21 protein-coding genes and 1 tRNA gene are annotated in these 22,965 nt (G+C 65.1%); 17 read left to right on the top strand and 5 right to left on the bottom strand.

The features are described from left to right. Positions 1-269 precede the first annotated feature (269 nt). Both N911_RS0103440 and N911_RS0103435 read right to left on the bottom strand, forming a co-directional pair. Positions 270-680, bottom strand: coding sequence for a Ros/MucR family transcriptional regulator (locus N911_RS0103440; protein ID WP_029894367.1), 411 nt, complete (start codon positions 678-680; stop codon positions 270-272). 404 nt (positions 681-1,084) lie between these two features. Then, entirely contained in the window at positions 1,085-2,053 is a 969-nt protein-coding gene (locus N911_RS0103435) for a CobD/CbiB family cobalamin biosynthesis protein (protein ID WP_035104291.1), read from the bottom strand. Between the two features lie 230 nt (positions 2,054-2,283). On the opposite strand from N911_RS0103435, the gene N911_RS0103430 reads away from it, so the two are divergent. After that, a complete protein-coding gene (locus N911_RS0103430; RefSeq protein ID WP_029894363.1) occupies positions 2,284-3,270 on the top strand; it encodes a TAXI family TRAP transporter solute-binding subunit in 987 nt (328 codons plus the stop codon). 150 nt (positions 3,271-3,420) lie between these two features. Continuing rightward, complete coding sequence (locus N911_RS0103425; protein WP_051693883.1) at positions 3,421-5,523, top strand: TRAP transporter permease; 2,103 nt, start codon at positions 3,421-3,423, stop codon at positions 5,521-5,523. A gap of 82 nt (positions 5,524-5,605) precedes the next feature. Here N911_RS0103425 and N911_RS0103420 read toward each other — a convergent pair whose 3' ends face one another. Together N911_RS0103420 and N911_RS0103415 are read right to left on the bottom strand one after the other, a co-directional pair. Further along, positions 5,606-6,061, bottom strand: coding sequence for a tRNA (cytidine(34)-2'-O)-methyltransferase (locus tag N911_RS0103420; protein WP_029894360.1), 456 nt, complete (start codon positions 6,059-6,061; stop codon positions 5,606-5,608). 77 nt (positions 6,062-6,138) lie between these two features. Then, positions 6,139-6,214, bottom strand: a tRNA-Val gene (locus N911_RS0103415). Positions 6,215-6,366: 152 nt separating this feature from the next. Between N911_RS0103415 and rfbB the strand changes: the two genes are divergently transcribed. Beyond that, positions 6,367-7,386, top strand: coding sequence for a dTDP-glucose 4,6-dehydratase (rfbB, locus tag N911_RS0103410; RefSeq protein ID WP_029894358.1), 1,020 nt, complete (start codon positions 6,367-6,369; stop codon positions 7,384-7,386). Beyond that, positions 7,383-8,267: a dTDP-4-dehydrorhamnose reductase gene (gene rfbD, locus N911_RS0103405; protein WP_029894356.1), complete on the top strand. Its 885-nt coding sequence runs from the start codon at positions 7,383-7,385 to the stop codon at positions 8,265-8,267. The genes rfbB and rfbD overlap by 4 nt, the downstream gene beginning before the upstream one ends. 6 nt (positions 8,268-8,273) lie before the next feature. Here the strand turns inward: rfbD and N911_RS0103400 are convergent, their stop codons facing one another. After that, on the bottom strand, positions 8,274-10,022 hold the full coding sequence (locus tag N911_RS0103400; protein ID WP_029894354.1) for a cation:proton antiporter: 1,749 nt from the start codon (positions 10,020-10,022) through the stop codon (positions 8,274-8,276). A 126-nt stretch (positions 10,023-10,148) separates the two neighbouring features. On the opposite strand from N911_RS0103400, the gene hrcA reads away from it, so the two are divergent. From hrcA to pyrF, 13 genes are all read left to right on the top strand, one after another. Further along, entirely contained in the window at positions 10,149-11,180 is a 1,032-nt protein-coding gene (gene hrcA / locus N911_RS0103395; RefSeq protein ID WP_029894352.1) for a heat-inducible transcriptional repressor HrcA, read from the top strand. Between the two features lie 60 nt (positions 11,181-11,240). Beyond that, positions 11,241-11,780 (top strand): nucleotide exchange factor GrpE, encoded by a 540-nt coding sequence (gene grpE, locus N911_RS0103390; protein WP_029894350.1) that lies wholly within the window; start codon positions 11,241-11,243, stop codon positions 11,778-11,780. A 109-nt stretch (positions 11,781-11,889) separates the two neighbouring features. Next, positions 11,890-13,812, top strand: a complete 1,923-nt coding sequence (gene dnaK, locus N911_RS0103385; RefSeq protein ID WP_029894348.1) for a molecular chaperone DnaK — start codon at positions 11,890-11,892, stop codon at positions 13,810-13,812. A gap of 112 nt (positions 13,813-13,924) precedes the next feature. Next, entirely contained in the window at positions 13,925-15,952 is a 2,028-nt protein-coding gene (locus N911_RS0103380; protein ID WP_035104957.1) for a penicillin-binding protein activator, read from the top strand. Next, entirely contained in the window at positions 15,949-16,224 is a 276-nt protein-coding gene (gene gatC, locus N911_RS0103375; protein WP_029894344.1) for an Asp-tRNA(Asn)/Glu-tRNA(Gln) amidotransferase subunit GatC, read from the top strand. The genes N911_RS0103380 and gatC overlap by 4 nt, the downstream gene beginning before the upstream one ends. Positions 16,225-16,233: 9 nt before the next feature. Next, positions 16,234-17,694 (top strand): Asp-tRNA(Asn)/Glu-tRNA(Gln) amidotransferase subunit GatA, encoded by a 1,461-nt coding sequence (gene gatA / locus N911_RS0103370; protein WP_029894342.1) that lies wholly within the window; start codon positions 16,234-16,236, stop codon positions 17,692-17,694. After that, positions 17,663-18,763, top strand: a complete 1,101-nt coding sequence (mnmA, locus tag N911_RS0103365) for a tRNA 2-thiouridine(34) synthase MnmA (RefSeq protein ID WP_081859035.1) — start codon at positions 17,663-17,665, stop codon at positions 18,761-18,763. The genes gatA and mnmA overlap by 32 nt, the downstream gene beginning before the upstream one ends. 21 nt (positions 18,764-18,784) lie before the next feature. After that, positions 18,785-19,105, top strand: a complete 321-nt coding sequence (locus N911_RS0103360) for a PilZ domain-containing protein (RefSeq protein ID WP_029894338.1) — start codon at positions 18,785-18,787, stop codon at positions 19,103-19,105. Between the two features lie 25 nt (positions 19,106-19,130). Further along, on the top strand, positions 19,131-20,429 hold the full coding sequence (locus N911_RS0103355) for a MiaB/RimO family radical SAM methylthiotransferase (RefSeq protein ID WP_029894336.1): 1,299 nt from the start codon (positions 19,131-19,133) through the stop codon (positions 20,427-20,429). Next, on the top strand, positions 20,426-21,307 hold the full coding sequence (locus N911_RS0103350; RefSeq protein ID WP_029894334.1) for a YicC/YloC family endoribonuclease: 882 nt from the start codon (positions 20,426-20,428) through the stop codon (positions 21,305-21,307). The genes N911_RS0103355 and N911_RS0103350 overlap by 4 nt, the downstream gene beginning before the upstream one ends. Before the next feature lie 73 nt (positions 21,308-21,380). Then, on the top strand, positions 21,381-21,635 hold the full coding sequence (locus N911_RS0103345; protein WP_029894332.1) for a DUF370 domain-containing protein: 255 nt from the start codon (positions 21,381-21,383) through the stop codon (positions 21,633-21,635). A 3-nt stretch (positions 21,636-21,638) separates the two neighbouring features. Further along, positions 21,639-22,268, top strand: coding sequence for a guanylate kinase (gene gmk / locus N911_RS0103340; RefSeq protein WP_029894330.1), 630 nt, complete (start codon positions 21,639-21,641; stop codon positions 22,266-22,268). Continuing rightward, positions 22,261-22,965: an orotidine-5'-phosphate decarboxylase gene (gene pyrF / locus N911_RS0103335; RefSeq protein ID WP_029894328.1), complete on the top strand. Its 705-nt coding sequence runs from the start codon at positions 22,261-22,263 to the stop codon at positions 22,963-22,965. Before gmk ends, pyrF begins: the two co-directional genes overlap by 8 nt.

The following is a 22,965-nucleotide window of genomic DNA, read 5'->3' as shown; positions in this document are numbered from 1 at the left end:
AACTCGTGGACGGGCTAAATCATGAGGAATTCAAAATCGAAGGGTACGAACCCAGCTACTACGACAAAAACATCGCCGCTATAAGCTTTTACCACAACCTGGCGTTTATTCAGAAGAGGTAAATCCCTGGCGCGTGCTTAGCATCTTCACGCGCCCGACGGGATACGGAACTTTTCTAAGAAACATGAGAACCCGTTGCCGCTACTCCTGGGCGGAAACAAAAAGAGGGTAGAACCGTAAAGCTCTACCCCATTTTAATTTTTAGTTATTTACTCTGAAGTTGACTTTTCCGCTTTGGATCGTCTTCTCTCCCACAGTTTCATGTCCTTCATCTTCTTGCGGCGCTCACGCTGCAGGGACTTGCAAACCAGGGCGCTGCGCTTGGGATAGCCCCACTTGGCACGGTAGTCCTCCGGAGTGAGGTCGTGAGTGCCCAGGTGCTTCTTGGTGAGAATCTTGAACGCCTTGCCGCACTCCAGGCAGACAATGGACTTTTCCTTAATGGCCTTCTTGGGATCCACGGCGGGTTCCTGGGCCTCTTCGCTTGGCCCCTCTTCTCCGATGTTCTGGATGCCCTGCGACAGGGTCTTGACCATGGAGATGATCTCCTCCTCGGTCATGTTCCGTACGCTGGCCTGCGCCTTGACGATCTCCAGCGCCTCTTTGAGATAGTCTTCCATATGGGATCTCCTTGGCTTAAAAAAAGTTTTCGGCGCAGCCCAGGACCACCATCGGCCCCCGCTACACAAGGCTTTACGCCGCAAAATCCAAACGTTTTTCCGAATAAAGCAAAAAACACGTAATACATCAAATACGAAAGATCAACTCATGCAGAACGAAAATGAATACGTCTTTACTTCGCACGCCACGAAAAATCATGCATCCATGCCACGGCCATTCCCCGCCATGATGGATTGGTGCTTCCGCTCCACATTCCTCTGATCTTCAGCTAGAGTCTCGCCGCCTACGCGGCAACGGCCACGTGATGGTCCCCCATCTCATTCCGAAAGGACAACGCCCCCGCAACACCGAAGGTGCGCGGGGGCGTTGCGGACGTGTCGCGAGGGGATGGATGCCGAGTGCTTTAGAAGGAAGATACCGACCAAGCCAACGCGGCGAAATACAACCAAATGAGCAGGCCGCCGCCGAGTCCGCACCAGAGGCACAAGCGGTGCAGACGCCGCAGCCTGCTCTCATCCCACACGCCGGTGTCCGGCCCGAGACGCGGCTTTTCCCTGGTCTGGCCGTGATACACCGCCGAGCCCCCCATTGGCGCGCCGCAGACCCATGCCGCGGCGGCCATGGGCCACCCCGCGTTGGGGCTTTCCATGCGCGCGGCGTCGGCCGGAACCTTGGTTTTCCAACCTTCCACACGCCTGCCTGTGACGCGTCCGGCCAGCAGAATCAGAGCCGCGGTCAACCTGGCTGGCACCCAGGCCAGCACGTCGTCGGCTCTGGCGCAGAAGCGTCCCAACCGTTCGTACTTCTCCGTGCGGTACCCCCACATGGAGTCCATGGTGGAGATGGCCTTGTAAGCCCACAGCAGAGCGGGCCCTCCAAGGCAAAGGAACAGAAAAGGCGCGACGAAGCCGTCGCAGAGGTTTTCGCTGATGCTTTCGGCCAGGGTGCGGCGAACCCCTTCCTCGTCCAGGTCGCCTGTCTCGCGGCTGACCAATTGGCCGACGGCGGTTCTGGCCGCGTTCAGATCGCCTCCGGCCAGCAGGCGGCGAACCTTGCGCGACTCCCGCAGGAGTTGCCCCAGGGCAAGCCCGGCGTAGGCGAAATACAACCCTATGAGGGCGCCCAGATAGGGGATTTCCGTGAGAATCTGGACCACGGCCCAGGCCGCCGCCGCGTTGACCACGGTCCAGAACACGCCGGCGGCGAACAGTTTGCCGGGCGCCAGCCGTCTGGACAGGCGTTCCTGCCGGTCGAGCACGCCTCCAAGCAGCCGGACGGGGTGCGGGAGACCTGGGCGGTCGCCGAGTAAAAGGTCGAGAAGAAGCGCCAATGGCGGGGCCAGCAATATGAGAAGTGCATGTGTCGATTCCATCCCGCGAAAGTACACATTCCGGACATCAAGGCCAAGAACCGTTCACGGCATTTCTTCGACCGTTTACCTGAGGCGGCTGGATATTCCATCTCCTAAACCGCATACATACACTCGGGATGAACATTGGCGCAGTCCGCATGGCACCGGTTCCGAACCCCGGTTCACCCGGTTCCGCGGAAAACCGCGCCGGTGGGATGCATACCTCAACGCACCTGCAAAGGAGGATCGGGATGACGAATGGATGGAAACTCTTCCTGCTGCCCCTGTTAGCCCTCGCCGTGGTGGCGGGCTTCAGCCCCGCGCCAGCCAAGGCCAAGACCTACCTCGCCTACGGCGGCGGACCAGTCGGCGGCACCTTCAACTACTTCGCCAACGCCATGGCCATCTACATCTCCAAGAACGTCCCCGACGTCGAGTGCTCCTCCGAGGGATCCGGCGGCTCCGGGGCCAACCTCAAACGGCTGAACAGCCACCAGGTCGACTACGGCATCGTCTACATGGGCGACGCCTTCCTGGGCCGCAAGGGCAAGCTGCCGCAGGACACCAACAACTACACCAACGTCCGCGCCATCTCCTTCCTCTACGGGGCTCCGGGACAGCTGGTGGTCAAGGCCAAGTCCGGCATAACCTCCACCAAGCAACTCGAAGGCAAGCGCGTGGGCGTGGGCAACGCCGGTTCCGGCGCGGCCACGGCCTGCGAGCGGTTCTTCACCCACCTGGGCATCTGGGACAAGGTTGACAAGCAGTTCCTGGGCTATTCCGCCGCCGCCTCCGCCTTCAACGACGGCAAGCTGGACGCCTTCTGGGTGTTCGCGGGCTACCCCACCGCGGCCATCATTGAAGCCGCCACCCGTGATGACGTCCGCCTGATCAACATCGGCGACGACGCGGAACAGTCCGGATTTTACGACGAGTACCCCTTCTACACCCCCGTGACCATTCCGGCCAAGACCTACACCGGCCAGACCGAGGCGGTGAAGTCCTTCCAGGATTCCGCCTACTGGTGCGCCAACAAGGACGTGGACCCGGAGATCGTCTACGAGTCCGTCAAAACCATCTACTCCGAGAAGGGCCTGGCCCACATGGTGGCCGCCAAGAAGACCGCCAAATCCATGTCCATCGAGGATGGGCTCAAAGGCAACGCCATCCCCGTTCACCCCGGCGCGGTGAAGTTCTGGGAGGAACACGGGCACAGCATTCCGGACGACCTCAAATAGCCTCCCCGCGTTTCGCGGAGCAACGTGCCTACCCGCGGGCCGGGGACTTCCCCCGGCCCGCTTTTGATGCTCATGGAGTGGGCCCGGGGGAGGATTACGCCGCCCCGCCCATGCATACCAAGGCCCGGGAGGGCCGTTCACGGAGACGAAATGTCCGAGCGGAACATCCAGGAGCGGTCCAACGCCGACACGCGCAAGGAGCGCGAAGGCGGAGATCTGGACGAAAAGCAGAAATCGCAGTTGAAGAAGGTCATGAGCAAGGAGTCCAAGTCCGGCCGCAAGCTGTCGGGCCTTTGGCTCCACATCGTCAACGCTCTTGGCCTGATCATGGTCGTCTTCTATTTTTACGCGGCCGGCGTCTCACCGTTCGACGCCCAATACAACCGCGGTATCTACGTGGTGCTGACCTATGTAATGGTCTTTCTCTGCTTCCCCATGAGCAGGCGATCCAACATGAAACGGCCAACCCTTCTGGACGTTCTGCTGGCGCTGGTGGCCATCGGGGCCTGCGGCTACTGGATGCTCGAGTTCGAGGCCCTCAACTACCGCTCCGGCGCGGAAACGCAACTGGACGTTACCGTGGCCATCATCGGCATCATCATCTCCATCGAGGTCTGCCGCCGGGTGCTGGGCTGGTCCATGACCCTGGCCGGAGCACTCTTCCTGGTCTACGGCTACTTCGGGCCGTACTTCCCGGACATGTTCGCCCACCGCGGCTTTTCCATCGACCGCATGGCCACCACCCTGTTCCTTGAGCAAAACGGCGTCTTCGGCGTCATGGCCAACGTGTTGGTCACGTACGTCATTCTCTTCATTTTCTTCGGGGCCTTCCTGCAAAAGTCGGGAGTGGGCAAATTCTTCATCGATTGGCCACTGGCCTTGGCTGGCAAAACCACCGGCGGTCCGGCCAAGGTTTCGGTCGTGGCCTCGGCCTTCTTCGGCTCGGTCTCCGGTTCGGCCATCGCCAACACCGTCTCCACGGGCTCCTTCACCATCCCCCTCATGAAGCGGGCCGGTTTCAAGCCCCACGTGGCCGGAGGCATCGAGCCGGCGGCTTCCATCGGCGGCATGTTCATGCCCCCCATCATGGGCGCGGGCGGCTTCCTCATGGCGGAGCTGACCAACACGCCGTACGTGGAAATCATGAAGATGGCCATTTTCCCGGCCCTGCTCTATTTCTTCTCCGTGCTCTCCATGATCCACCTGGAAGCCAAGAAGCTGAACATCAAGGGGCTCGAGGACGAGGAGTTCGAAAAACCCGGCAAGATATTCAAGCAGCACTGGTACAAGTCCGTCCCCCTGGTCATTATCGTGGCCATGATGCTGGTGGGCTACTCCCCGGGCAACGCCGCGTTCTGGGCCACCATCTCCTGCGTGGTCATCTCCTGGTTCGACAGACAGTACCGCATGGGGCCCAAGCAGATCTGGGAGGCCATCGTCCAGGGCTCGCGCGCCACGCTGGTCATCGGAGCCACCGTGGGCGTCATCGGCATCATCGTGGGCATCATCTCCCTCTCCGGCATCGGCCTGAAGTTCTCGGACATTATCATCTCCATGTCCTCGGGCTTTGGGGAAACGCTCTCCGCTCTCTCCGGCGGAGCGGTGTCCGTGGCTTCAGCCCAGCTGCCCATGGCCATACTGCTCATCGGCGTTGCCTCCCTGGTTCTGGGCATGGGCGTGCCCGTGACCGCGGCCTACCTCATCACCGCGGTGCTGGCCGTGCCCGCCGTGGAGACCATGCTCATGGATCCCAGCCTGCACGGGAAAGACCTCATGGCCTCGGGAGTGCTCTCGGCGGCCATCGCCTCGCACATGATCGTCTATTGGTTCAGTCAGGATTCCAACATCACACCGCCTGTCTGCGTGGCGGCCTACGCGGGCGCGGCCGTGGCCGGGTCCGACCCGTGGAAGACCGGCTGGACCTCCTTCAAATTCGCCAAGCTGCTCTACGTGGTGCCCTTCCTCATGGCCTACGAACCGGCCTTCCTGCTCAACGGCACCATCTATGAAATAGCCCACGCCTGGGGAGGGGCGATCATCGGCACCCTGGCCTTCTCGGTGCTGACTATGGGCTACTTCATACGCCGGACCAACGTGGCTCAGTGGCTTATCGTGGCCATGGCCACCTTCCTTTGCTACCACACCTCCTACATCTCCAACTTCGCGGGCATCGGCATCATGGGCCTGATCTACCTGTGGATGAAATGGCAGAACAAACGCGACGAGATGCGGGAGAGCTTGGTCCCGGCCTGACGGACCTTGAACACAGACACAAACAAAAGCCCCCGCGCACGGCCTGCGCGGGGGCTTATTCGTTGTGGCCGACCGAACCGGTTCAGCGGCCGGAAAGGACACCGAGTTGGCGGTAGGCGTCATACAGCAGCACGGCCGCGGCCTGGGCCATGTTGATGGAACGCACCTCACCCCAGATGGGCAGCCGCACGTGGTTGGCGTGGGACTCGAACATCTCGTCCGGCAGCCCCTTTGTCTCCGGTCCGAGCACGATGGCGTCACCCTGGCGGAAACCGAACTCCCCCAGCGCTTCGCCGCGCCTGGCACTGGAGAGGACAACCCTGCCGGGAGCGTCCCCTTCCAGGTAGGAGGCGAAATCCGGCCAGACCGACACGTCGACGTGCGGCCAGTAGTCCAGCCCGGCCCGCTTGAGGTACTTGTCGTCCAGAGAGAAGCCTAGGGGCTCGATGAGATGCAGCGGGGTTCTGGTGGCCGCGCACAGACGGGCCACGGAACCGGTGTTGGGAGGTATCTCGGGTGTGTAGAGGACGATTCGCATGGCCCGCTTTCCTTTCCGGAACGATTGCCGCCACAAAAAAGGGCCCCGGATCGATTCCGGGGCCCGGGATTTCGCGGTGGTGGGCGATGAAGGATTTGAACCTTCGACTTCCACCGTGTGAAGATGGCACTCTAACCACTGAGTTAATCGCCCACGAGGGAAAGAGGATTTACAGCATCCCTTTTCGATTGACAAGGGGGTCGGGCAATTTTTCCGCGATTGCCTCCCGCATCCTTTTGGGCTAGTCCTCGTGACTCCCCCGCCGGCCTGAGCCGAAGCGGGGAACAAGCCAAGCGAGCGAGCACATGCGCATACTCGTCACCGGCGGCTGCGGGTTCATCGGAACCAATTACATCCGCCGCCTTTTGAGCCACGACCCGGACGCGGTGGTGGTCAACCTGGACAAGCTGACCTACGCGGGCAACCCGCTCAACCTCGACGGCGCGGCCGAGGAGTTCGGCGCGCGCTACCGTTTCGTGCGCGGCGACATCGCCGACGCCGAACTGTTGCCGCGCGTTCTGGAAGAGCACGGCGTGGAGGCGGTGGTCAATTTCGCCGCGGAAACCCACGTGGACCGCTCCATCGACGACCCGGCGCCCTTCCTGACCACCAACGTGCTGGGCACCCAGAATCTACTGGAGGCCTCCCGCCGCTACGGCGTGGAACAGTTCGTCCACGTCTCCACGGACGAGGTCTACGGCTCGCTGGGGCCAACCGGTTCCTTCACCGAGGGCACCCCGCTGGCCCCCAACTCTCCCTACTCCGCCTCCAAGGCATCGTCCGACCACCTTTGCCGCGCCTACCACATGACATACGGCTTTCCCGTGGTCATCACCCGCTGCTCCAACAATTACGGACCCTATCAGTTCCCGGAAAAGCTCATTCCGCTGATGCTGACCAAGGCGGAGAACGACGAGCCGCTGCCGGTGTACGGCGACGGCCTCAATGTGCGCGACTGGATCTACGTGCTTGACCACTGCCTGGGTGTGGACCTGGCCTTGCGTAAGGGAGCGCCCGGAGAGATCTACAACTTCGGGGCGGACTGCGAAAAAACCAACCTGGAAGTCATCCGCACCCTCTTGCAGATTGTGGGCAAGCCGGAAAGCCTCATCACCTTCGTGGCCGACCGCCCCGGCCACGACCGCCGCTACGCCATGGGCTACGACAAGGCGCGGCGGGAGTTGGGCTTTGAGCCGGAATACGACTTCGCCGAAGGGATGCGGGAAACCGTGGCTTGGTACCAGAACAACCGCGACTGGCTGGAAAACGTGCGCAGCGGCTCCTACATCGACTTCATGAACCGCTGGTATGGAGAGCGGAAATGAGCGGGGAAAGTCCGTTTCTGGTACTCGGCGGACGTACCGGCCTGCTTGGCCAGGCGCTGACCAGAGCGCTGCGTGAGGCGAAGCGGGAAGTCCTGCCCGTGGGTCGCGAGGATTTCGACCCGTACGACCAGGACGCCCTGCGCCGCTTCACGGAGCGCCAGGGCTGCCGCACGGTGGTGAACACCGTGGCCTACACCGCCGTGGACCTGGCCGAGGAGGAGCCGGACAATGCCTTCGACCTCAACGAACGGCTGCCAAGGCTGCTCGGCCTCTCCGCCGCCCGGGAGGGATTGCGGCTGGTCCACTTCTCCACCGACTTCGTATTCAACGGCGCCAAGGAAGAACCATACACCACCGAGGACGAGCCCAATCCCCGCAGTGTTTACGGGCAGAGCAAACTGGCCGGGGAGCGCGCCCTGTTCGAGGCCGCGCCGGAACAGCTGGCCGTCATCCGAACCTCCTGGCTCTTCGGCCCGGGCAAGCGCAACTTCGTGGAGACCATCCTCAACCTCGGCGCCAACCGGCCCAAGCTGACCGTGGTGGCGGACCAGTTCGGCTCTCCCACCTATACCATGGACCTGGCCCGCAATACCCTGCGGCTGCTGGACGCGGGAGGGAACGGCCTCTTCCACCTCGCTTCCTGCGGCAAGGCCAGCTGGTGCGAGTTGGCCAGCGAGGCGGTCAAGCTGGCGGACCTGACCTGCACCGTGGAGCCCATCCCCTCCTCGGGCTGGCCGCAGAAGGCGGAACGGCCCAAGTACTCCGTGCTGGACATGGGGAAATTCATCGCGCTGACCGGCCACACCCCCCGGCCCTGGGAGCAGGGCCTGCGGGAATATGTCTTTCAGGAACTCGGCCTGCCCAACCACCGCGACGACTGAAACGCGTCAGCCCCTCTTCGCTGAGGACCGGAGCACGAAACAGATGGCCCTGCCGGGGCCGCGCTGCTTCCCCGCCACGCAGACCCCGCCGCCGCGAACGTACAACAGCGGCGTGACCCCTTCCTCCCCGTGGTAGTCGCGTTCCTCGATGACCCCCTCGCCATTCTCCAGGGCGTTTGCCGCCTCCTTCAGAAGAAAGTCGCCGCCGAAAGCCAACTGCGCCTGATGCCCCGGCATGCGGGCCACCTTGCCCGGGTCCGCCACTTCCGCCCGGAACACATGCCCCCGCCCGAGCTGCCTGCCCGCAGTCTGCACCGCCAGCTTGTTCAGGGCGTCATCGAGGGTAACGGCCATGAGTCGGGTGTACCCCTCGTGCACCGCCTCCTCGTAGATTTCCTCGTCAAAGAGGTCGGTGCAGAAACTCTTCTGCCCCTCGCCGCGGATGATCTCGCACATGTCCATGCGCGGGTCGAAAAAGACAACCGGCACGTGGCGGGAAACAGCCGAGGCGAGTTCCTTGGCGAACTGGTTCAGCCCGATGATGATGAGTCCGGAGGTCTCGGGCCTGGACTCCACTTTAAGCCATCCGGCCAGGGGTTTGCCCAGCAGAGTGGCCGCGCTGCCGGAGACCAGAACAACCAGGAAGATGGTGGTCAGCAGCCCCTCTCCCTGGGCGTCGCCCCCGAGCAGCAGCACGCCGTAGGCGGCCGTGGCCAGGGAGATGATGCCCCGGGGGCTGACGAGCCCCAGATACAGCCGCTCGCGCATGGGCACCTGGCTGCCCAGAAGCGCCAACTGCACCGCCAGTGGCCGCACCACCGTGCCGAGAAGTACGGCCGTGAGCAGCATTGGCCACAGTTGCGGCCCCAGGGCGTCCGGCTTGAAGGAGGCGGACAGGAGCACGAACAGTGTGCCGATGAGCACCACCGAGAGCTGGTCCTTGAAGTGCCGCACGTGGTGCAGGGTCTCCGGTTTGAGGGCGGAGAGGAAGAAGCCGGCCACGGCCACGGCCACCGGACCGGAGGCGTCCACCAGGGAATCGGACAGCAGGAAGGCCCCGACGGCGGCGGCGAAGGCGGCCACGCCGGGCAGTCCCTCGTCCCCCACGCGCATGGTGTAGGGCAGCACGTAGCGCGACAGCAGAAAGCCCACCCCCGCTCCTACGGCCACCCCGGTGAAAATACCCAGTGCCAGCCAGACCCCGGTCTCCCCGGCCTCTTGCGGACCACTCACGGCCACCAGCTTGAGCGCCAAGGCCATCAGCACCACGCCGATGACGTCGCCGAGAATGGACTCCCAGTGCAGCAGGGACCGCAGCCTGGGCGGGAAAGAGACCGCCTTGAGCAGTGGATTGATGACGCTGGGGCCGGTGACGACCACCACCGCGCCGAACAGCATGGCCAACTCCAGGGGGAAGTCCAGAAGCCAGCGGGTCAGCAGAAATCCGCCCAGCGCGGTCAGCGCCACAGTCACGGTCAAAAGCCGGCCTATGGCTTTGGGCGCCTGCAAAAACCCCCTGGTGGTGAGGAAAAGCCCGCCCTCGAAGAGAATGACGGCCACAGCGAACTCAACCAGCACCAGAAGGCCGTGGCCAAGGGCGTCCGGCTCCACCAGCCCCGCGCCCAGTGGACCGGCGGCCAGCCCGGCCAGCATGTAGAACAGTATGGGGGGGATGGACAGCCCCCGGGCCAATCCGTGCGCGGTAACGCCCAGCACGAGAGCCAGGCCGATGGTGGTCAACGCGGCGTGTTCCATGGATAATCCATAACACGATTCCGCCTTCGCCGCATACCTTTCCGCTCCGCCGTCTTCTTGACAGCCCACATGGGCGTTGTTACCGGCTTGATGCTGTCGAGAACCGTCTTTTCACCAGGTTGTTCCATGTCCCTCAACGAGCGCGAACTGTCGATCCTGACGACCATCATCGAGCACTTCATCGACTCGGCGCAGCCGGTCGGCTCGCGCACGGTCTCCAAGCGCTCGGGGCTGGGTCTTTCCCCGGCGTCCATGCGCAACGTCATGGCCGACCTCACGGACAAGGGCTACCTGGAACAGCCGCACACATCGGCCGGCCGGGTGCCCACGGCCCGCGCCTTCCGCTACTACCTGGACCAGGTCATCCGCTTCGCCCCGCTGCCCGAGGAGGAGCGGAAAACCATCCGAAGCTCCCTCGCGGAGACAGCCGGGGAAATGGACGACCTGCTCCGCCACGCCGGCAAACTGCTCTCCAGGCTGTCGCACCAGGTGAGCATGGTGCTGCCCCCGGTTCACGCCGATGTCCGCTGGAAGCACATCGACTTCGTGCTCTTCAAGCCGACCATGGTCATGGTCACGCTGGTCCTGCAGGGCGGCATGGTGCACAACAAACTGGTGGAGTTGGAAAATCCGGTCACGCCGGACGACCTGACCCGGTTCGCAAACTACCTCAACGACCAGTTCGAGGAAAAGACCGTCACGGAAGTCCGCTCCCTTGTGCTTCGCGAGCTTCGCGAGGCCAAACACCGCCTGTCGCGCTCCATCCGGCAGGCTCTGCATCTGACCAACGAGGCCCTGGCCAAACCCCAGAAGCGCGACCTCTATCTGGAAGGGACTGTGAACATTCTCTCCCAGCCGGAGTTCGCCCAGGCCGAGGACATCCGCGACCTGCTCGACATTCTCGACGAAAAGACCCAGATCCTCGACCTCCTGGACCGCGTCCTGGAGTCCGGCGGGGTGCTGGTATCCCTGGACGAGGCCCAGCCACCGACCCCGCTCTCCGACCTCAGCCTCATCGCCTCCCCCTTCAGCGTGGAGGGCCAGCGGCTCGGGGCGGTCGGGCTCATCGGGCCCATCCGCATGAATTACGCCGAACTCATGCCCGTGGTGCGCTCCACCGCGGACATCATCACGTCCATCCTGCAACAACGATTCTAGGCGGATGGCCAGGTTTCAGCCGCGCCGTCCGCGCAAGCGACCCATGGAGGTTTCCGCAGCATGTCCGACGACAAGAACGCCACCGAACAGGAACTCGCCCAGGAAGCCCAGGAACGGGCCGAGGCCGCCAAGCAGGCCGAGGAGTCCGGCGAGGAATCCGTCGAGGAACTGAAGTCCCGACTGGACCACGCGGAGTCCGAGATGGTCCGCGCCCTGGCCGACCTGGAGAACGCCAAGAAACGCCTTGAGCGGGAGAAGGAGGAATACCGCAAGTACGCCGTGGAAGGCGTGGTCTCCGACCTGCTCCCCGTGCTGGACAACCTGGAACTGGCCCTGTGCCACGGGCAGAACGTGGACGCCTGCAAGGACCTGGTCATGGGCGTTGACATGACCCGCAAGGTATTCCTCGACGTCCTTTCCCGCTACGGCCTGGAGCCCGTGGGCGAGGTGGGCGACGAGTTCGACCCCAACTGGGCCGAGGCCGTGGGCGTGGAGGAGAACGCCGAGGTGGCGGCCAACTGCGTGGCCAACCTCATGCAGCGGGGATACAAGCTCAAAGACAGGGTCATCCGCCCGGCCAAGGTGATCATCTCCAAGTAAAAGAGGGCAAAAAATTCCTTAGCCGCCCTTTACTCCAAAAAAAAGGTGGTTATAGGGTGGACTTGATCCCGTTTTCGCATCGAAAATCAGCTCTCTTGGAGGATACTCAATGGGTAAGATCATCGGAATCGACCTGGGAACGACCAACTCCTGCGTGTATGTCATGGAGGGCAAGGACCCCAAGTGCGTGACCAACCCCGAAGGCGGCCGCACCACTCCCTCCGTGGTCGCATTCACGGACAAGGAGCGGCTGGTCGGCGAAATCGCCAAGCGCCAGGCCGTGACTAACTCCGACCGCACCGTCTACGCGGTGAAGCGCCTCATGGGGCGTGAGTTCAACAGTGATGTGGTCGAGAAGTGGAAGAAACACAGTTCCTACGAGATCGTGGGCAACAAGAACGGCGACGCCTCGGTCAAGGTGGGCGACAAGACCTATTCCCCCCCAGAAATTTCGGCCATGATCCTGCAGAAGCTCAAGAGCGACGCCGAGGCCTACCTGGGCGAAACCGTGAGCGAAGCGGTCATCACCGTGCCCGCCTATTTCAACGACTCCCAGCGCCAGGCCACCAAGGACGCCGGCAAGATCGCCGGGCTCGAGGTGAAGCGCATCATCAACGAGCCCACCGCGGCCTCCCTGGCCTACGGCTTCGACAAAAAGAACAACCAGAAGATCGCCGTCTTCGACCTCGGCGGCGGCACCTTCGACATCTCCATACTGGAGGTTGGCGACAACGTGGTCGAGGTGCGCGCCACCAACGGCGACACCTTCCTCGGCGGCGAGGACTTCGACCAGCGCATCATCGAGTACTTGGTGGCCGAGTTCAAGAAGGACAACGGCATCGACCTCTCCAGCGACCGCATGGCCCTGCAGCGCCTGCGCGAGGCCGCGGAGAAGGCCAAGAAGGAACTCTCCTCCTCCATGGAAACGGAGATCAACCTGCCCTTCATCACCGCCGACCAGAACGGCCCCAAGCACCTCATGCTGAAGCTGTCCCGCTCCAAGCTGGAAAGCTTGGTCGAGGACCTGGTGGAGCGCACCATCGAGCCCTGCCGCAAGGCGCTGGGTGACTCCGACCTGTCCGCCTCCGAAGTCGACGAGGTCATCCTGGTGGGCGGCATGACACGCATGCCCCTGGTGCAAAAGAAGGTCGGCGAATTCTTCGGGAAGGAGCCCAACCGCTCCGTGAACCCGGACGAGGTGGTGGCCATGGGCGCGGCCATCCAGGGCGGTATCCTGGCCGGCGACGTCAAGGACGTGCTGCTGCTGGACGTCACCCCGCTCTCCCTGGGCATCGAGACCATGGGCGGCGTGATGACCACCCTCATCGAACGCAACACCACCATCCCCACCAAGAAAAGCCAGACCTTCACCACCGCGGCCGACAACCAGCCCTCGGTCTCCATCCACGTGCTCCAGGGCGAGCGGCCCATGGCCCAGGACAACATGACCCTCGGCCGCTTCGAGTTGACCGACATCCCGCCCGCCCCGCGCGGCGTGCCGCAGATCGAAGTCACCTTCGACATCGACGCCAACGGCATCGTCAACGTCTCGGCCAAGGATCTGGGCACCGGCAAGGAACAGTCCATCCAGATCACCGCCTCCTCCGGCCTGTCCGAGGAAGAGATCGACAAACTGGTCAAGGACGCCGAATCCCACGCCGAGGACGACAAGAAGAAGAAGGAGCTCATTGAGGCCCGCAATCAGGCGGACACCCTCATCTACAGCACCGAGAAATCCCTCAACGACCTCGGCGACAACGTTGACTCCACGCTCAAGGGCGAGATCGACACCAAGATGGAGGCCCTGAAGAAGGCCATGGAGGGCGACGACCTGGAAGCCATCAAGTCGGCGACCGACGAGTTGTCTCAGGCCTCCCACAAGCTGGCCGAGCAGCTCTACGCCCAGAAGGCCCAGTCCGAGGGCGGCGGCGAGCAGGCCGGTCCCGAGGCCGGAGCCGAGGGCGGCGAACAGGCCCAGGGCGGCGGCTCGGACGAGGATGTGGTCGACGCCGACTACACCGAAGTGAAGTAGCATTCCCGGACTTGCCCTGAAGGGGCGAGACGGATACCTTTGCCCGGCCCTCTCTGGAGGGGGCCGGGTTTTTTTGTTTCACCTTTCCAAGCGTTCCGAAAACGATTCCCCCATGACCATACTCTGCCGCATACTTCTCATAGCCCTTCTCGCCGTTCCCCTGGCAGCCTGCCAGAAAAAGCCGCCGCCCAGGCAGCCCGCCGTCACCGGCATGGCCGCCGAGGAACTCCGACAGGCCGCTGAACGCGCCTGGGAAGCCGGCGACTACCACCAGAGCGAACTCTACTACGAGGACTTGCTGGACAAGGCGGACCTAAGCCGGGCCCAGCGGCTAGTGGCGCTTCGGCGTTATGCGGTCAGCGCCCTGCGCGCTGACCACGCCCAGGGCGCCCTGCGGGGCCTCGAACGCTGGGCGGAGGCCCGCCCCGAGGCACGCTCCGAGCCGGGCTGGAACACCTTCAAAACCAAGGCGCTGACCCGTGCTGACGAGCCGGAGAAACTCCGACTGCACCTGGAAGGCGTTATGGACGAGATGGCCCTGTCCCAGAGTTACCGGCTGCGCGCCGGGGAACGCCTTCTCGAGGTCTACCACCGTCTGGCGGACGACGCCGGGGCGGCCCGGCTACTAACCCGCATGTGGGGCATGGCCCCGGACCGCGAAACGCGGCTCTGGCTGGAAAAACGAGCGTTCGATTGGCTCTCGGGCCTTTCCCTGGAGCGACTGGAGGAATTGGCCGCCCTTGCCGCCCGCCCCGAAAGGGCCGGGCTTTTCGCCTCCCCCCACATCCGTTTCATGGCGGCCGCGGCCAAGGCGGAGGACGACCGCGCGGCCTGGCCCGCGAGTTGGAACATCATGCGCTCGGTGCTGGACTCCTGGGAGTTCGCCGACCCGTCTCCCTGGCTGGAAATCTACGCCGAACTCGAGGAGGAATACGGCATCCCCAAGACGGGCGTTGCCCTGCTGCTGCCCCTCTCCGGCCGCTTCTCCAAGGTGGGATGGAGCGTGCTGCGCGGCGCGGGACTGGCCGAGTGGATGCGCTCCCGCGAGGGAGCGCTGGTGGAGGTGGCTGCCATCAACACAGCGGCCGAGGGCTGGACCGAGCGGCTGGCCGATCTGCCCTCCCACTACACCGTGGTGGGGGGCCCCATCCGCGTGGACGCTTTCTCGGAACTGGAAAAGTCCGGCCAACTGGAACAGCGGGCCGTGTTCGCCTTTTTGCCCGGCCTAGGCAGGCTGGAGGAGGGCCGGGACGCCTGGCGCTTCTTCAGCTCCATGGACGACCAAGCCCGCAGCCTGGTTTCCCTGGCGGTGGACGATCTGGGCATCGAGCGCTTCGCCGTGGTCTACCCTGACGAAAAGTATGGCCTGCGCGCCTCCCAGGTTTTCTGGGAAGCAGTGGACGCCCGCAACGCCACCATCACAGGCCTGTCCAGCTATCCGCCGGAGGACCCTTCGTCCTGGGGCGAGAGCGTGGCCGACTTGCTGCGGGTGAAGCCCAAGGATCCCGAAACCGGGGAGCGCCCGCCGTCCCCGGAGCCGGATTTCAAGGCTGTTTTCCTGCCGGATGGCTGGTCTCAGGCTCAACTGCTTGTGCCCCACTTCTTCTTTTACGGCGAGGACCGCCTGCTCTTCCTTGGTCCCGAGCTCTGGAGCCAGGCCCTGGTGGACGGCGGCGACGTGGAGGAACGCTACTTCCGGCTCTCCGCAACGCCTTCGGCCTGGTGGCCCGAGGCGGGTGGGGGAGCCGCCCACAGGCTGCGGCGAGAAGCCGAGGCCGCCGGTATCCAGCCCGACTTCTGGACCGCCCTGGGGTTCGACTTCGCCCGACTTGCCTCGGCCCTCGGGTCCCTGGCATCCCCCATCGACCCGGATGAGGTAAACGAGCAACTGGCGGAAGTGGAGGCCCTGGGATTCGCCCTGGCCCCGTTCGACTGGGACGCCCAGGGACGTGTCAGCCAGGAAATGCACCTCTTCCGTCCCGTGGGCGGCGGCCTGGAACGTGTCGTCCCGCAAGAGCTGGCCGACCGCATGGAACGGATCAGGAAGCGGCACGAGGAATTCATCAAACGGCGCGAGGAAAAGCGCGAAGCGGAAAAGAAGGAGGCGGCCCAGTCCGCCCAACGAAAGGATACGCCATGAAGATTGACGTGCATCAGGTAGCCAAGCTGGCCCGGCTGGAGCTGGACGAGGACAAGGCCTCCCTGTTCGCGGCCCAACTGGGCGATGTGCTGGAGTACATGGACAAACTGGGGGAAGTGGACACCTCCGGCGTGGAGCCCCTCTACTCCCCCTCCGAGCACCCCGCGCCCATGCGTCCCGACGAGGTCCGCCGCGAATTCGACCGACAGGACATCCTGGCCAACGCGCCCGACACCGACGACCAATTCTTCATCGTTCCCAAGGTAGTCTAGGTCCCAGCCATGAGCCGACTCATCCACCAGCCCGTATCCCAACTGCACGACTCCCTGGCCGCGGGCGACGTCACCGCCGAGGACGCCACCCGCGCCTGTCTGGAGCGCATTTCCGCCACCGAACCCACCCTGGACGCCTTGCTCACCGTGGACGAGGACGGCGCCCTGAACGCCGCGCGCGAGCTGGACGCCTCGGGCTATGATCCCGACAAGCCACTGTGGGGCGTGCCCGTGGTGGTCAAGGACGTGCTCTGCACCAAGGGGCTGCGCACCACCTGCGGCTCCCGCTTCCTGGAGAACTTCGTCCCGCCCTTCGACGCCACGGCCGTGGCCAAGCTGCGCCAAGCCGGTGCCGTCATCCTGGGCAAGGCCAACATGGACGAGTTCGCCATGGGTTCCTCCACCGAGAACTCCGCCTACAAGACCACGGCCAACCCCTGGGACACCGGACGGGTGCCCGGCGGCTCCTCCGGAGGCTCCGGGGCCACCGTGGCCGCGGGGCAGTGCTTCGCCGCCCTTGGCACGGACACCGGTGGCTCCATCCGCCTGCCCGCCTCCTTCTGCGGAACCGTGGGAGTCAAGCCCACCTACGGCCGCGTTTCCCGCTACGGCATGGTCGCCTTCGGCTCCTCCCTGGACCAGATCGGCCCCCTGACCCGCTGCGTGGAGGACGCCGCCCGGGTGCTCGCGGCCATCTCCGGCCCGGACGAGCGCGACTCCACCTCCGCTCCTAACGTCCAGCCAATCGACCCCGCCCGCTGCCGCCGTGACGACCTCAAGGGGGTTCGCATCGGCCTGCCCAAACAGTACTGGGGCGAGGGCGCGGACGACGAGGTGGCCGAAACCTGCCGCAAGGCGGTGGACGCCGCCCGGGAACTGGGCGCCACCACCGTGGAGCTGGACCTCCCCCTGACCGACTACGCCATCGCCACCTACTACATCGTGGCCATGGCCGAGGCCTCCTCCAACCTGGCCCGCTTCGACGGCGTGCGCTACGGCCTGCGGGATGAGCAGGCCCGGGAACTGACGGAGCTGTATCTGCGCTCCCGCTCCAGCGGTTTCGGCGACGAGGTCCAACGCCGCATCCTCATCGGCACCTACGTGCTCTCCTCGGGCTATTACGACGCCTACTACCGCAAGGCCGCCCAGGTGCGTCGCCTCATCCGGGACAACTTCCGCAAGGCCTTCGAGCGGTGCGACCTCATCGCCGGTCCCACCTGCCCCACCACGGCCTTCCCCATCGGCGGCATCCAGGACCCGCTGAAGATGTACCTCATGGACATCTACACCATCTCCTGCAACCTGGCCGGGCTGCCCGGTATGAGCCTGCCCGCCGGCCTGGGGAGCGAGTCCGGCCTGCCCATCGGGTTGCAGCTGCAGGCCCCGGCCTTTGCCGAGGAATCCATGCTGGCCGCGGCCCACGCCCTGGAGTCCGCCCTTGGCCGCCTGCCCGCTCCGGAACTGGGCTGAACCGGGCGACCCGCCGGAGACGGCCGCCGTGGCCCTCTCCGGCGGGCGGGACTCCCTGCTGGCCCTGGCCATGCTGCGGGAGGCGGGCTGGCGCGTGATCGGCCTGCACGGCCGCTTCCACCAGGAGGAGCCGGGCACGGCCGACGGGCTGCGCCGCCTGTGCGGCGATCTGAGGGTGGAACTGCGCGTGGTCGATCTGCGCCAAGCTTTCCACGAACGCATCGTGGCCCCCTTCATCCGTGAGTATCTGAACGGCCGCACCCCCAATCCATGCTGCCGTTGCAACCGGTCGGTGAAGTTCGGCCTGCTGCTGGACGAGGCGCGGGCACTGGGAGCGGACCGGCTGGCCACGGGCCATTACGCGCGGATGGCCGAAGGGCCCCATGGCCGCCCCCTGCTGGCCCGTGGCGCGGACCCTTCCCGCGAACAGAGCTACTTTCTGAGCCTGGTGGACCCGAGCAGCCTCCCTCGCGTCCTTTTCCCCCTGGGAGAGCTGTGCAAGGCGGAAGTGGACGGCATGCTGGCCGAACGGAGGCTGGCCCCGGTGGTGCAGCGGGAAAGCCGGGAAGTCTGCTTCGTGCCCGGGGACGACTACAAGGCTTTTCTCGCGTCACGGGCGGACGAATTGCCCGGCCCGGGACCTATTCGCCTGGCGGACGGCCGGGAGGTTGGACGCCACAGGGGTTTGTGGCGGCACACAATCGGCCAGCGGCGGGGCCTGGGCGTGGCCTGGAGCGAACCGCTCTACGTGCTGGAAAAGCGGGTGCTGGACAACGTCCTCATCGTGGGCCCGAAGGCTGATCTGGCCTGCTCTGGTTTCACCGCGCGCGAACCGGTCTACCACCTCGACCCCGCTTTCTGGCCCGACGAGCTGTGGGTGCAGGGCCGTTATCGCCAGCGGGCCAACCAGGCCCGCGTGCACGTGGAGGAGAACGGCTTCAGCGTCAGCCTGCTAACGCCCCGGTCCCCACCAGCGCCCGGTCAGATCGCGGCCGTGTATGACGAGGCGGGCCTGGTTTTGGCCGGGGGCGTGGTGGACGAGCTTGCCTTGGCCGGGACCGCGGGCTAGGGTTCGGAAAAGGGAACCGACATGGCCGAGGAACGACGCAAGGCGCAACGAACCCCGGTATCCGCGCCGGACGAAGTGGTGATCAGCGGCTCCGGCGTGGAGGCGGTATGCCGCGTGCGCGACCTCAGCCCCTACGGGCTGCGGCTGGAGTTCACCGCCCCCGCGCAGGCCGAGGCCGTCCGCAGAGGGGCCACCCTTCGGATCGCCTCCTGCGAAGGTCCAATGGGCGGCCTGCTGTGCGAAGCATCCTTTACCGTGGTCTGGAAAAAGGGCGACAGCTGCGGGGCGCAGTTCGCCCGTCCCCTGCGTCCCGGCCCCGAGGCAGACTACGTCAGCCTCTGACCATTCTTCTCGCATCGCTTCATCCATGTTCGCCTTCCACATCCGCACCCTCGGCTGCCGCATCAACCAGTACGAGACCCAGGCCCTGCGCGAATCCTGGCTGGCGCGCGGCTTCACCGAAGCCGGCGACCCAGGCGGCGCGGACCTCATCGTGGTCAACTCCTGCGCCGTGACCGCCAACGCCGTGGCCGACACCCGCGCGGCCCTGCGCTCCCTGGCCCGTCAGGCCCCCGGGGCGCGCCTGGTGGTCACGGGGTGCGCCTGCGAGTTCTGTCCCGACGACCTGGCCGCCATCCAAGGCGTGGAGCGGGTCGTGCCCCAGCGCGGCAAGGCCGGGCTGGCCGCCTGGCCGGAGACGCCCCCCGCCCCCGGGCCGAAGGAGTTTCCGGACTTCGCCCTGGCCGACTCCCCCCGCGCCCGCGCCCTGCTCAAGGTGCAGGACGGCTGCTCCCACGGCTGCTCCTACTGCGTGGTGCCCTCCACGCGCGGCCCCAGCCGCTCCCGCCCGCCGGCCGAAGCCGTGGCCGAGGCCCGGCGGCTGCTGGCCAGCGGCCTGCGGGAGATCGTCATCAGCGGCATCAACCTGCGCCACTACGGCAGGGAATGGGGCACGGAATGGACGCTGTGGCGGCTGGTGCGGGAGATGGAGACCGAGCTGGCCCCGGAGTGGGCCGGACGCGCCCGGCTGCGCCTCTCCTCCCTGGACCCGGCCCAGCTCACGGAGGAAGCGGCGGACACCCTCCTTGGCAGCCGCATGCTCTGCCCCCACCTGCATCTGTCCCTGCAAAGCCTCTCTCCCACGGTACTGGGCCGTATGAACCGAGGGCACACCTCCCCGGAAGCGGTGGCCGACTTCGTTCGGCTGCTCGGTCGGGAGGTGCCCGTTCTGGGGTTGGGCGCGGATTTCATCGCCGGATTCCCCGGCGAAACCGAGGCAGAGTTCGCCGAAACCCTGGCGGCGGCGGACGAGCTTCCCTTGACCTACGCCCACGTCTTCCCCTATTCCCGGCGGCCCGGCACAAGGGCCGCTTCCATGCCGGACCAGGTGCCGGGCCCAGAGGCCAAGGCCAGAGCGGCAGCCCTGCGTAAGCTGGCCGAAGCGAAAAAGGAAGATTTTCTGCATTTTCTGGCGGGCATGAGACATCTGGAGATGGTGCTGGAGGACCCGGATGCCGGCACCGGCAGCGAAGCGACCTTCGCCCCTTGCCGCCTGATCGAAATTCCCGAGTGGGCCGCACCGCGCCAGTTGCTGCCCTGCCGTCCGGAGGGCGTCTCCGGCGGCGCGGTGCTGGTCCGTCCCGATCCCCCCAAGGAGAACGCATGATTCGCAGCATGACCGGATTCGGCAGATACGAGGCCGTCGCGGACGACTGGACAGTGACCTGGGAGGTCAAGAGCGTCAACGGCCGCTTCCTGGACGCCAAGTGGCGCACCCCCACCGCCCTGCGCGGCCGCGAACAGGCCTGGGAAAAGACCCTGCGTGAATACGCCGCCCGGGGCCGTGTGGAACTCTACCTTGGCGTGCGCTTCACCCGGTCCGAGGCAGCTTCGGTCAGCCTCAACCGGCCCGTGGCCGCGGCCATGCTCTCGGAGCTGCGCGACCTGGCCCAGGACACCGGTGCCGAATTCATCCCCGACCTCAACCGCCTGCTGGCCCTCCCCGCCCTGTGGCAGGAGGAGGCTTCGGATGAGGACAGCCCGCTGGCACTGGACGCCGATGCCGCCCTGCGCGAGGCCCTGGCCTCCTGGAACCGCTCCCGCGAGGGTGAGGGGAGGGCCACGGCGGCAGACCTGGGCTCCAGGCTGGCCACCCTGCAACAGTTGATTGAGCAAATACGCCAGCGGGTCGGGGTCGCTTCGGAGGAAAAGTTCGCCTCCTTGCGTCAGCGTGTGGGCGATCTGCTGGCGGAAGCCGGCGCCGATTCCAACGGAGACCGGATGCTCCAGGAAATCGCCATCCTGGCCGACAGGCTCGATGTGAGCGAGGAATTGAACCGCCTGGATACGCACCTGGGCCGTTTCGCCTCCATACTCGAGCGGGGTGGAGAAGTCGGAAAGAAGTTGGATTTCCTTGTGCAGGAGACATTCCGCGAGATGAACACCTGCGGAACCAAGTCGCAGGACGCGGAAATATCCAGGCTTGTGGTGGACGGAAAAGCGGAACTTGAAAAAATCCGCGAGCAAGTGCAGAATCTTGAGTAGCGATTTTCTTCACGAACCGGCCGGGAACATCCGGTTCGGTCTGTACGCCTTACTCCAACCCCACTCTCGCACTATGCAAAAATCCGGTCTGCTCAACATCGGTTTCGGCAATTTCGTGGTCACGTCACGGGTTATTTCCATCGTCAATCCCTCCTCCTCCCCCATGCGGCGCCTGCGCGAGGACGCGCGCAGCGACGGGCGGCTGGTTGACGCCACCCAGGGCCGCAAGACCCGCTCCATCATCATCACGGACTCCAACCACGTCGTCCTCTCGGCCATCCAGGCCGAGACCATCGGGCAGCGGTTCACCGCGGGCGACGAGGAGTAGCCAATGAGCGTATTACCCAAGGGGCAGTGCTACGTCATCTGTGCCCCCTCCGGGACCGGCAAGAGCACACTGCTGCGGCGGCTTCGCCGGGAATACCCCGCCGCCCGTTTTTCCGTATCCCACACAACCCGCCAGCCCCGTTCAGGGGAGACGCACGGCGAGGACTACTTCTTTACAAGCCGGAAAGAGTTCGAGAAAAAAATCCGGCAGGGCTTCTTCGCCGAGTGGGCCGAGGTGCACGGCAACCTGTACGGCACTCCCCTGGAGTTCACCGCCGGGCTCATGGAGCAGGGGCAGGACGTCCTCTTCGACATCGACGTGCAGGGCGCGCGGCAACTCAAGGAAAGCCTGCCCGCCGCCTGCCTGATCATGATTCTTCCCCCTTCCAGGAAAGATCTCGTCAGCCGCCTGGAAGCCAGGGGAACCGACGACCGCGCGACCATCGACAAGCGGCTGGACAACGCCGCCAAGGAACTCGTCCAGGCCCCCCTGTTCGACTACTGGATCGTCAACGACGACCTGGACAGGGCTTACGAGGACCTGCGCGCTGTCTACCTGGCCCGCAAGCTGGCCCCGGACCGCGACCCGGAACTGGTGGAGCGCTTGCTGAACCAGTGGGACAACAATGGCTGAGTTGGTTGTCGCCCTGGACCTGCCCACGGCCGGCGAGGCCCTGGACTTGGCGGACAAATTGCGAGGCCGGGTGGATTGGCTGAAGGTCGGGCTGCAACTTTTCATCGCCGAAGGCCCGAACATCGTTTCCTCCCTCAAGGAGCGCGGCTTCTCCGTCTTTCTCGACCTCAAGCTGCACGATATCCCCAACACCGTGGCTTCGGCCGTGACCTCGGCCGCAGCGCGCGGCGCGGACATGCTCACCCTGCACGCCTCCGGCGGCGATCGTATGCTGGCCGCGGCCGTGGAGGCGCGCGACCGGCTCACCGGCGCCCGCCCCATCCTCATGGGCGTGACCGTGCTGACCTCCCTGGGATCGGAGGACATGCGCGGCGTCTACGCCGCCGATCCTGAGCCCCTCGCTCTTGACCTCTCCCGGAAAGCCAATACCATTGGTCTGGACGGAGTTGTCTGTTCCGCCTGGGAGGTGGCTGCCATCAAGCGGGCCGCCTCGCCCGGCTTCGCCTGTCTGACACCCGGCATCCGTCCGGACGCTTCCGGCGGCGGGGACGACCAGAGGCGGACGGCCACTCCGGAGGAAGCCGTGGCCCAAGGGACGGATTATCTTGTTGTAGGCCGCCCCATCACCCGCGCGGCCGTCCCGGAACAGGCTGCGGAAGAGTTCGCCAAGCGCATGGGCCGCGCCCCAGGGAGCTAA

Source organism: Desulfohalovibrio reitneri, assembly GCF_000711295.1.
In the GTDB taxonomy this organism is placed as follows: Bacteria; Desulfobacterota; Desulfovibrionia; order Desulfovibrionales; family Desulfovibrionaceae; genus Desulfohalovibrio; species Desulfohalovibrio reitneri.
This window is presented reverse-complemented; position numbering and strand designations above follow the sequence as displayed.

What these genes read in the sequence shown, in the direction of transcription:
- N911_RS0103440 (WP_029894367.1), bottom strand. Translation starts at nt 680, where the DNA reads ATGGAAGACTATCTCAAAGAGGCGCTGGAGATCGTCAAGGCGCAGGCC.
- N911_RS0103435 (WP_035104291.1), bottom strand. Translation starts at nt 2,053, where the DNA reads ATGGAATCGACACATGCACTTCTCATATTGCTGGCCCCGCCATTGGCG.
- N911_RS0103430 (WP_029894363.1), top strand. Translation starts at nt 2,284, where the DNA reads ATGACGAATGGATGGAAACTCTTCCTGCTGCCCCTGTTAGCCCTCGCC.
- N911_RS0103425 (WP_051693883.1), top strand. Translation starts at nt 3,421, where the DNA reads ATGTCCGAGCGGAACATCCAGGAGCGGTCCAACGCCGACACGCGCAAG.
- N911_RS0103420 (WP_029894360.1), bottom strand. Translation starts at nt 6,061, where the DNA reads ATGCGAATCGTCCTCTACACACCCGAGATACCTCCCAACACCGGTTCC.
- rfbB (WP_029894358.1), top strand. Translation starts at nt 6,367, where the DNA reads ATGCGCATACTCGTCACCGGCGGCTGCGGGTTCATCGGAACCAATTAC.
- rfbD (WP_029894356.1), top strand. Translation starts at nt 7,383, where the DNA reads ATGAGCGGGGAAAGTCCGTTTCTGGTACTCGGCGGACGTACCGGCCTG.
- N911_RS0103400 (WP_029894354.1), bottom strand. Translation starts at nt 10,022, where the DNA reads ATGGAACACGCCGCGTTGACCACCATCGGCCTGGCTCTCGTGCTGGGC.
- hrcA (WP_029894352.1), top strand. Translation starts at nt 10,149, where the DNA reads ATGTCCCTCAACGAGCGCGAACTGTCGATCCTGACGACCATCATCGAG.
- grpE (WP_029894350.1), top strand. Translation starts at nt 11,241, where the DNA reads ATGTCCGACGACAAGAACGCCACCGAACAGGAACTCGCCCAGGAAGCC.
- dnaK (WP_029894348.1), top strand. Translation starts at nt 11,890, where the DNA reads ATGGGTAAGATCATCGGAATCGACCTGGGAACGACCAACTCCTGCGTG.
- N911_RS0103380 (WP_035104957.1), top strand. Translation starts at nt 13,925, where the DNA reads ATGACCATACTCTGCCGCATACTTCTCATAGCCCTTCTCGCCGTTCCC.
- gatC (WP_029894344.1), top strand. Translation starts at nt 15,949, where the DNA reads ATGAAGATTGACGTGCATCAGGTAGCCAAGCTGGCCCGGCTGGAGCTG.
- gatA (WP_029894342.1), top strand. Translation starts at nt 16,234, where the DNA reads ATGAGCCGACTCATCCACCAGCCCGTATCCCAACTGCACGACTCCCTG.
- N911_RS0103360 (WP_029894338.1), top strand. Translation starts at nt 18,785, where the DNA reads ATGGCCGAGGAACGACGCAAGGCGCAACGAACCCCGGTATCCGCGCCG.
- N911_RS0103355 (WP_029894336.1), top strand. Translation starts at nt 19,131, where the DNA reads ATGTTCGCCTTCCACATCCGCACCCTCGGCTGCCGCATCAACCAGTAC.
- N911_RS0103350 (WP_029894334.1), top strand. Translation starts at nt 20,426, where the DNA reads ATGATTCGCAGCATGACCGGATTCGGCAGATACGAGGCCGTCGCGGAC.
- N911_RS0103345 (WP_029894332.1), top strand. Translation starts at nt 21,381, where the DNA reads ATGCAAAAATCCGGTCTGCTCAACATCGGTTTCGGCAATTTCGTGGTC.
- gmk (WP_029894330.1), top strand. Translation starts at nt 21,639, where the DNA reads ATGAGCGTATTACCCAAGGGGCAGTGCTACGTCATCTGTGCCCCCTCC.
- pyrF (WP_029894328.1), top strand. Translation starts at nt 22,261, where the DNA reads ATGGCTGAGTTGGTTGTCGCCCTGGACCTGCCCACGGCCGGCGAGGCC.